Origin of the sequence: Streptomyces sp. NPDC060209 (genome assembly GCF_042728155.1) — a bacterium.
Classification (GTDB): Bacteria; Actinomycetota; Actinomycetes; order Streptomycetales; family Streptomycetaceae; genus Streptomyces.
In genome coordinates this window covers 1-9620 of sequence record NZ_JBHWZS010000329.1, presented here as the reverse complement: position 1 = coordinate 9620, position 9620 = coordinate 1, and the positions used below count along the sequence as shown (strand labels likewise).

Below are 9620 nucleotides of genomic sequence, written 5' to 3'. Positions count from 1 at the left end.
GCCAACCTGCGCACCGCCTTCGTCGACGACTCCGACGGCAACCAGGTACAGGTCGTCGTCGACGGCGTCGAAGTCCCCTGGCAGGAGATCGACCTCAGCCACCTGCCCGAGGACGAGCGAGAGACGGCCTTCGAGCGGTTCCTCGCCGAGGACCACCACCGTCACTTCGAGCCGGCCCGACCGCCCCTGATCCGGTTCACCCTGCTCACCACGGGCCCGGACAAGGCCGAACTGGTCCTCACCGCGCACCACGTGCTCTTCGACGGATGGTCGTTCCCGATCATCATGACCGACCTGCTGCGCCTGTACGGATCGGCCGGCGACGGCTCGGTCCTGCCCAGGACCCGCGGCTTCCGGGACTTCCTCGTCTGGCTCTCCCGGCAGGACCACGACGAGACCGCACTGGCCTGGGCCCGCGAACTCGAAGGCGTCGACGAGCCCACCCTGGTCGCACCCGTCACCGCCCGGCAGGGCGACGACGTGGACGATTCGGCAGCCGGGCAGGTCGACGTCGTGCTGCCCATGGACGAAGCCCGCCTGCTCAACAGACGTGCCTCCGAGCTCGGCATCACCGTCAACACCCTGCTCCAAGGGGCCTGGGCGGTCCTCATCGGCGAACTGACCGGACGCCAGGACGTGCTGTTCGGCGCGACCGTATCGGGGCGCCCGCCTGCGGTCACCGACGTCGACTCCATGGTCGGCCTCTTCATCAACACCCTGCCTGTACGAGCGCGGTACACACCGGGCGACACCTTCGGCGGCATGCTGCAGAGCCTGCAGAAGCGCCAGGCCGCGCTCCTGGACCACCACCACTACGGCCTGGCGGAGATCCACCGGACCACCGGCCTGAGTGCCCTGTTCGACACGCTCGTGGTGTTCGAGTCCTACCCGGTGGACCAGGAAGGCCTCACCGACGCGAACACGGCGGGTGGCATCTCCTTCACCGGCATCCGCCCCTTCTCCGGCACCCACTACCCACTGACCCTGATGGCCGACGCCGACCCCTACCTGCGGCTCGCCCTGCAGTACAAGGAAAGCGTCTTCGACCGCGCGACGGTGGAGTCCCTGGCCGGCAGTCTCCAGCGCATCCTGCGCCAACTGTCCGAGGACCCCTCCCGGCACCTCGGACACGTCAAGGTGCTCGAGACCGCCGAACGCGACCGGCTGCTCAATCAGTTCAACCACGTCGACACCCTGTCCCCCCAGGTGACGATTCCCGAGCTGTTCGCCCAGCAGGTGACCGCCACCCCCGACGCCGAGGCGGTGGTCTGCGACGGCGTCTCGCTCACCTACCGCGAACTCGACGCCCGGGCCGGCCGGCTCGCCCTGGAACTCACCGCTCAGGGAGTGGGCCCTGAGACCGTGGTGGCGGTTGCGCTGCCACGCTCGACCGACCTCGTGGCCGGCCTCCTCGCCGTCCTCAAGTCCGGTGGCGCCTATCTGCCGATCGACCCCAGATACCCCAGCCATCGGCTGGAGTACATCCTCACCGAGGCGGCCCCCCAGCTGATCCTCACCGACCACGACACCGTCGGCGTGCTGCCGGACCACGACCTGCCACTGCTGTTCCTGGACGAGCCGGCCACCGGCACGGAGCCGGCGGTCGAGGCCGGCGGGGGAGCACGGCCCGTGGGCCTGCGGCCGCAGCACCTGGCGTACGTGATGTACACCTCGGGCTCCACCGGCGCTCCCAAGGGCGTCGCCATCACCCACAGCAACGTCGTCAACGGGGTGCTGCACCTCGCCACCCGCATCGGGGCCGCGCCGGGCCGGCGGATGCTGGCCGGCACCTCGGTCAACTTCGACGTCTCCGCCTTCGAGATCTTCACCACGCTGTGCACCGGCGGTGTGGTCGAAGTCGTCCGTGACGTTCTCGCCCTGAGCGAGCGCGACAGGTGGGACGGCAACGTCATCAGCACCGTCCCCTCGGTCTTCGCCGAGCTGGTCGACCAGCTCGCCGGCCGGACCCATGTCGACACGCTGGTGTTCGCGGGAGAGGCACTTCCGGCCGGCCTGGTCCGCCAGATCCGCGAGACCTTCCCCAGCGTGAAGATGATCAACGCCTACGGGCAGAGTGAATCCTTCTACGCCACCACCTTCACCGTCCCCGACGGCGAGGAGTGGGACGGTTCGGGCAGCGCCCCGATCGGATCGCCACTGGGGCACGTACGCGCCTACGTCCTGGGACCGAACCTCGAACCGGTCCAGGTCGGAGTGGTCGGCGAGCTGTACATCGCGGGCGACGTCGGGCGCGGTTACCGCGGCCGGGCCGACCTGACCGCTGAGCGGTTCGTCGCGGGCCCCTACGGACCCGCGGGCGAGAGGATGTATCGCACGGGTGACCTGGCCCGCTGGAACCGCCAAGGCCAACTCGAGTACGTGGGGCGGGGTGACGCCCAGGTCAAGATCCGTGGGTTCCGCATCGAACCCGGCGAGGTCGAGGCCGCGCTCGTCGCCCATCCGGCCGTCGCCCAGGCTGCCGTCGTCGCCCTTGAGGGCCGCGGAACGGGCAAACAGCTCGTGGGGTACGTCGTGGGCGCCGAGCACGGTGACATCGGCACCGACGAACTGCGTGAGTTCGCCACGGAGAAGCTGCCGGCCTTCATGGTTCCCGCGGCCTTCATGGTCCTCGACCGGCTCCCGCTGACCCCCAACGGAAAGCTGGACAGGGCCGCTCTGCCCGCACCCGAGTTCGCGGGGCAGGAGTACCGGGCGCCCCGCACGCGGACCGAGGAGGCACTGGCCGATCTGTTCGCCGACATCCTGGGCCTGGACCGGGTCGGGATCGACGACGACTTCTTCGTCCTGGGCGGGCACTCGCTCCTGGCCACCCGGCTCAACAGCCGTATCCGCACCGTGCTGGACGCGGTGCTGCCCATGCGGGCGGTGTTCCAGTCACCCACGGTCGCCGAGCTCGCCGTCTGCCTGGAAGCGGCCGGCGACGCGTCCGAGAACTCCGACCCCTTCGCTCGGGTGCTTCCCATCAAGTCCGGCGGGGACAAGGAGCCGCTGTGGTGGATCCACCTGGCCGGCGGGCTGGCCTGGCCGTATCTGAATTTCACCAGCAGGCTGCCTGCGGACCGCCCCTCCTACGGAATTCAGGCGAGCGGTCTGGACGGTGAAACTCCCCTTCCCGGTCGTCTGGAAACCCTGGTCGACGACTATATCGAGCAGATATTCTCCTATCAGAAGCAAGGCCCTTTCCACCTCGTCGGCTGGTCCTTCGGCGGTGTGGTCGCCCACGCGATAGCCGCGGAACTGCAGAGCCGGGGCCACGAAGTCGCGCTGCTCGGGCTCCTGGATTCCGCGCCCAGTGGACACTTCGCCGACAACGCGGACCTCGAACTCGCACAGGTGCGCGGCCTGCTCAGGGACCACATCGGCGACCTCGCCGACTCGGACGAGGAGCGCCTGCTCGAAATCGCATCCGCCGTCGTCGTCAACAACGTGGACATGCTGAAGCGGTTCGAGCAGCCCGTTTACGAGGGCGACGCCCTTTTCTTCAACGCGACGCTGAATCCAGAGGCGCCGTACATGGACCAATGGAAGTCGCACATCACCGGAACGCTGCGGGTGCACGACGTCCCCGGCACCCACTACGAGATCTGCACGCCGGAGCACGCTCCCGCCGTGACCGCGGCCATCGCCCGCGCGCTCGACGCCTTCTGAGCGGCCACCCACGCCGGCGCCACCACCTACCCGCACCGAAGGATGTGCTTTTCGAATGTTCGTTCCTGCTCCCTACCGTCAGCCGTCCGCGCCCTGGATGGTGGACATCCTGCGTGGCAATCCGCTGGCACTGATGGTCTCCAACGGCCCGCGGGAAGCGGGCCCCTACGCCACGCATCTCCCGGTCATCCAGGATCCGACGATGACCGGGGACTGGGCGGCCGATCTCTCAGGCGCCCGGCTGCTGGGCCATATGAACAGGGCCAATCCGCACTGGAAGGCACTGGACGACGGCGCCCAGGTCCTGCTGACCTTCACCGGCCCGCACGCCTACGTCTCGCCGACGGTGTATCAGCAGACCCCGTCCGCACCGACCTGGAACTTCACCTCCGTCCATGTGCACGGCGTGCTCCGCAAGATCGAGCACGACCAGGCGGGCGAGGAGACGCTGGAGCTGGTCAGGTCCACGGTGCGGGCCTTCGAAGCCGATTTCGGCGACGCCTGGGACATGTCCGACTCCCAGGACTACTTCCGCAAGATCCTGCCGGCCGTGGGCGGCTTCCGGATCGACGTTTCCGGAGCGGAAGGCATGTTCAAACTCAGCCAGGAACAGGACCCGCATGTCCGCGAGCGCGTACGCGAATCCTTCGCCGCGCGCTCCGACTCCGGGAGGCATCGGGAGGCTGCCCGGCTGATGGGGAAGCTGCCCCCACCCGGCTGCCCGCACGCGGCCTGAAAGTACTCAGAGCATAAACATCGGTGTGCGCTGAATTTATCGGCATGCGCCGAAAAGACCCCTCGCAATTTCGCGGTACAAATCGTTGACCGGTCTGCATTTCGTGCACTAGTTTTTCGAAAACCACCACCGGCGGGAGAATCGCAATGGGAATCAAGGATGAAATCTACGAGGTCGTCGGCATCGGCTTCGGTCCGTCCAACCTCTCACTGGCAGTTGCCCTGGAGGAGCACGAGAGCAATGGGCACGGAAAGCCTGTATCGGCGGCGTTCTTCGAGCGCCAGCCGACTCTCGGCTGGCACCGCAACATGCTGCTCCCGTCGGCGAAAATGCAGATCTCTTTCCTGAAGGATCTGTCCACCTTCCGCAACCCGGCCTCCAGGTTCAGCTTCATCGCTTACCTGCACGCCGCCGGCAGGCTGGCCCAGTTCGTCAACAACCAGGAGTTCTTCCCCACCCGGCAGGAATTCCACGACTACCTCGAGTGGGCCGAGTCGAGCTTCTCGGACCGGGTCACCTACAGCTCGGAAGTCGTGTCCGTCAAGCTCCCTCGGACACACGGTGACACGCCGGCCGACCATGTGGAGGTCGAGCTGCGGGACACCGGGTCCCGCGACGGCACCCGCCTGGTCAAAGCCCGCAACATCGTCGTGTCCACGGGGCTCGTCCCCAAGATGCCGTCGGGCATCGACAGGGACGAACGCATATGGCACAGCTCGGAATTCCTCGAGAAATTCCGGAAGCTGGACCAGAGCAAGGTGAAAAGGGTCGCCGTCGTCGGCGCCGGCCAGAGCGCCGCCGAGATCGTCCGCTACGTCTACGACGCGCTACCGGACGCGACGGTCTCCGCGATCATGCCGTCCTACGGCTACTCGATCGCGGACGACACCCCCTTCGCCAACCGCATCTTCGACGCCGACGCCGTGGACGACTACTACAACGGCAGCCAGCGGTCGAAGGACTCCTTCTGGCGCTACCACAAGAACACCAACTACGGGGTGGTCGACGACGAGGTGATCAGGGACCTCCACCAGCGCGCGTACGACGACGAAGTACGCGGGACCCCCCGGCTCGAGTTCCTCAACCTGTCCCGGGTCGACAGCGTGAAGCAGACCGGTGAAGACGTCCGGCTCACGATGCACTCGGTGCGCAACGACGAGGCCTACCAGGTCGACGTCGACGTGCTGATCTGCGCCACCGGCTACGACTCCATGGAGCCGACCGAGCTGCTGGGCGAGCTGGAAGGCCACTGCCTGCGCGACGAGGGGGGCCGGTTCCGCGTCGAGCGGGACTACCGGCTGGCCACCACCGCGGACGTGTCCTGCGGTGTCTACCTCCAGGGCGGCACCGAGCACACCCACGGACTGGCGTCCTCGCTCCTGTCGAACATCGCCATCAGGAGCGGCGAGATCGCCGACTCGATCGCCGAGAGGAGGAGCACCCGGCAGTACAGCGCGACGTGAACACACGTCGCAGGATTTCCGAAGGATTTGGAGTTGCCCATGAGCACCAACCCGTTCGACGACACCGACGGCCGGTTCTACGTCCTGGTGAACGATGAGGAGCAGTACTCACTCTGGCCCACGTTCACCGACGTGCCTGCCGGCTGGCGGGTCGCGTACGGAGAGGAAGGCCGCCAGCAGTGCCTGGGCTACATAGACCAGCACTGGACCGACATGCGGCCCAAGAGCCTGCGGAACGCGATGGACAGGGACACCGTCCGCGTCTGACCGCAGGGCTGAGGAAGGGAGACAGCGAGCGTGGGCCCGTACCGGCCACCGACGCCCGGAACGGGCCCGGCCCGCCCTCCCGCCCCCGGAGTGCCACCGCGCGTGCGCACCCCTACGCCAGTACTTGATCACCCCACCCGGAGATGACATGACTTCCGTATCGGTGCACAGCCGCAAGGTCACTCGACGCCACTACCTGATGTGCCGCCCCGAGCACTTCGACGTCAGCTACGTCATCAACCCCTGGATGGACCCCGCGAAGCCGGTGGACACCAGAACGGCCCTCCTCCAGTGGGAGTCGCTGTACAGCCTCTACCGTTCCCTGGGCCACCGGGTCGACCTCGTCAACCCGGTGCCGGGCCTGCCCGACATGGTCTTCTCGGCGAACGGGGCCACCGTCGTGGACGGCAAGGTACTGGGGGCCAAATTCCTCAACGAGGAAAGGGCCGCCGAGGCGCCGGCCCACCGGGCCTGGTACCGCGCGAACGGTTTCACCGAGATCCACGACCCTCACCACGTCAACGAGGGCGAGGGCGACTTCGCCGTCACCGAGAGCTGGATACTCGCCGGACGCGGCTTCAGATGCACCCCCGAAGGGCACCAGGAAGCGCAGGAGTTCTTCGGCCGGCCGGTGATCAGCCTCGAACTGGTCGATCCCCGCTTCTACCACCTCGACACCGCGCTGTGTGTGCTCGACGGGGACGAGATCATGTATTACCCGCAGGCATTCACGCTCGGCAGCCGCGAAGTCCTCGCCCGTCTCTTCCCCGACGCCCTGCTCGTCGACCAGGAGGACGCGGACGTCCTCGGCCTCAACGCCGTCAGCGACGGCCTCAACGTCGTCCTCCCCGAAGCGGCCCAAAAACTTGCCGGACAGCTGCGAGCCCGCGGTTTCCGGACCCACGGCACCGACCTCTCCGAGCTGCTCAAGGGCGGCGGCAGCGTGAAGTGCTGCACTCAGGAACTGCGGTTCTAGCGAGACGGCAGACGTGGGGCACGACGCCACCCTCACGCCGGCCCCACGCGTGCGTGTCCGCCCCCTACCCGGGGGTGGACACGCACCGGCATGTCCGCCCGACAGCGTGTTCAAGTGTCCAAAATCCAGCCGCTGTACACCCGGCGCCACACGGTTGTGCCTGTTCAGAGCCGTTCGAACGGGGCCGAGGTGCGGCCGACAGCACTTGTGAGCGTTCCTTTCCCACACCACTCTGGCGCTCATGGATCCGACCACCCACGTCGACGGCACCCGACACGAGCCGGTCACCACTGCGTTCGAGACGCCCGAGCCGATCGCGCTCGTGCTCGGACTCGGCGCCGGAGCAGTCTGCGTCCGTGCGAGCGACCGTACGGACACCCACGTGCGGATCTCCCCGGGAGACCCTGCCGCAGCGGCCGACGTACGCGCCGCCGAACTGGCCGAGATCACGTTCGCGGACGGAACACTGAGCATCGGGGCCGCGCGGACCCGGCGGTCGGATCTGTCGGCCGGGTCCCTGGCCGTCCTGGTCGAACTCCCCGCCGGCTCCACCCTCCACGGGCATGCCGGGTCCGCGGACCTCGACGCCGCCGGACGCCTGGGGAAATGCCGGTTCACCACCACGCGCGGCGACATCCGGCTGGACGAGGTCGGCCCGGTGCACCTGCGCACCGTCAGCGGCGACCTGTTCCTCGGCCGGGTGACCGGATCCGCCGAGATCATGACCGGGCGTGGCCGGGTGCGCGTCACCGAGGTCCTGGGCGCGGCGCGGGTCAGCAACGCGCACGGCGACACGCGACTCGGCCGGATCACAGGTGCGCTGAAGGTGGCAGCCGCCGACGGAGACGTCGTGGTGGACCTGGCGTATGCGGCGGTCGACATCAGGACCAGCACAGGAAATGTGCGCCTGAACAAGGCCGCGTGCGGCCCGGTGGTCCTTCGTACGGCCTCCGGAGACCTGGAGACGGCCGTCCCCCAGGACGCGAGGGCCTCGCTCGATCTGCGAACCGACTCGGGCAGGGTGACCAACATCCTGCGCAGCGCCGAGGTACGGGCCTTCACCAGGCCCGACGTGCGAATCCGCGCCCGCGCGGGCTCGGGCAACGTGCTGGTCCGCAACGCCGGCCCGCGCTCCGCGCGCTGAAATCCGGCCACGACGGGAGCACTCCCGGCCGGAGATCTCTTCCATCCCCGAACGACCACACCCCGACGCGGCCCGCGTCCGAAGGAGACCACCATGACCGTCACGTCGCAGGAGACCGAGATCTTCGCGCTGACTTCGGAGCTCGTCAGCGAGCCCGTCCGCGGCTATACGGAACTGCGGCGTCAGGCCCCGCTCGTCCGCGTGACCCTGCCCGATATCGAGACACCCGTCTGGCTCATCACCCGCTATCAGGACGCCAAGGCGGTCCTGAGCGACCCGCGGTTCGTCCGGGACCAGGGCAAGGTGCCGGGTCTGGCGCAGGACGGCCCCAGCATCGCGGAGCAGATGATCGAGGCGTACGGACTGCCCGCGGAGTACCGCGACTACCTGGGCATCATGGTGCTCGTCGACGGCGAGGAGCACAGCCGGCTGAGGAATCTGGTCACCAAGTCGTTCACGGCCCGGCGCATCAACGCCCTCCGCCCGCGTCTGGAACAGATCACGAAGGAGCTTGTCGCGCCGCTCGCCGCCAGGAAGGAGGCCGAGCTTCTGGAGGACGTCGGGTACCCGCTCGCGTCGACGGTCATCTGCGCGCTCATCGGCATCGACGAGGCCGACGTGCCCCGGATGCGGACCTGGATCCGTGAGTACGCCTCCGGAGACATCGACCTGGTCATCCCGGCCCTGCGGAACATGGTCGATCACTCCAAGGACCTCATCGCCCGCCGCACCGCCGCACCGATGGACGATCTCGTCTCCGGCTGGATCGCTTCCGGGAAGGACGACCCCGACGGCCTGACCGAGACGGAGATGGTCGCCCTCATCCTGCTCCTGATAAACACCGGCATCACGCCACCCGCGCTGTTCATCGCCAGCGCGGTGCTCGCTCTCCTCGACCACCCCGACCAACTGGCCCGGCTCCGCGCCGAGCCGGAACTCCTCGGCCGCGCCGTCACCGAGCTGCTGCGGTTCACCTCACCCGTGCCCATGGGCGCCCCGCTGTACGCGGTGGAGGACCTGGAGTTCGCCGGAATGCCCGTCAAGAAGGGGGAAGCGGTGACGAGCGCCCTTCTCGCCGCGAACTTCGACCCCGACGAGTACCAGGCACCGGAACGCCTCGACATCACCCGCGACCTGGGGCGCGGCGTGGGCCACGTCGCGTTCGGCCACAGCGCCCACTACTGCATCGGCGCCTCACTGGCCCGACTCGAGGCCGAGGTCGCGCTGGACCAGCTGCTCATCCAGCAGACGGCGCTGCGGCTCGGCGCGGCGCGTGACGAACTGGAGTACTTCGATCTCCCGGGAGAGGGCCGTCACCTGCACAAACTGCCGGTCAAATTCTGAATCCGCCGCACAGTCGAGAAC

Annotated in this window: 7 protein-coding genes; all 7 read left to right on the top strand. The window is 68.1% G+C overall.

Annotated features, from left to right (window positions below; all coding sequences use genetic code 11):
- Positions 1-3669: non-ribosomal peptide synthetase (locus ACFWFI_RS36950; protein ID WP_387399157.1), on the top strand; the 3669-nt coding region annotated here is incomplete at its 5' end.
- A gap of 55 nt (positions 3670-3724) precedes the next feature.
- Entirely contained in the window at positions 3725-4405 is a 681-nt protein-coding gene (locus tag ACFWFI_RS36945) for an FMN-binding negative transcriptional regulator (protein ID WP_387399154.1), read from the top strand.
- 146 nt (positions 4406-4551) lie between these two features.
- Positions 4552-5868, top strand: a complete 1317-nt coding sequence (locus ACFWFI_RS36940) for a lysine N(6)-hydroxylase/L-ornithine N(5)-oxygenase family protein (RefSeq protein WP_387399151.1) — start codon at positions 4552-4554, stop codon at positions 5866-5868.
- Positions 5869-5907: 39 nt separating this feature from the next.
- On the top strand, positions 5908-6135 hold the full coding sequence (locus ACFWFI_RS36935; RefSeq protein ID WP_387399148.1) for an MbtH family protein: 228 nt from the start codon (positions 5908-5910) through the stop codon (positions 6133-6135).
- Between the two features lie 148 nt (positions 6136-6283).
- Positions 6284-7111, top strand: a complete 828-nt coding sequence (gene ddaH, locus ACFWFI_RS36930) for a dimethylargininase (protein ID WP_387399145.1) — start codon at positions 6284-6286, stop codon at positions 7109-7111.
- Between the two features lie 241 nt (positions 7112-7352).
- Positions 7353-8255: a DUF4097 family beta strand repeat-containing protein gene (locus tag ACFWFI_RS36925; RefSeq protein WP_387399142.1), complete on the top strand. Its 903-nt coding sequence runs from the start codon at positions 7353-7355 to the stop codon at positions 8253-8255.
- 93 nt (positions 8256-8348) lie between these two features.
- A complete protein-coding gene (locus tag ACFWFI_RS36920; protein WP_387399139.1) occupies positions 8349-9599 on the top strand; it encodes a cytochrome P450 in 1251 nt (416 codons plus the stop codon).
- The last annotated feature ends 21 nt before the right edge of the window (positions 9600-9620 follow it).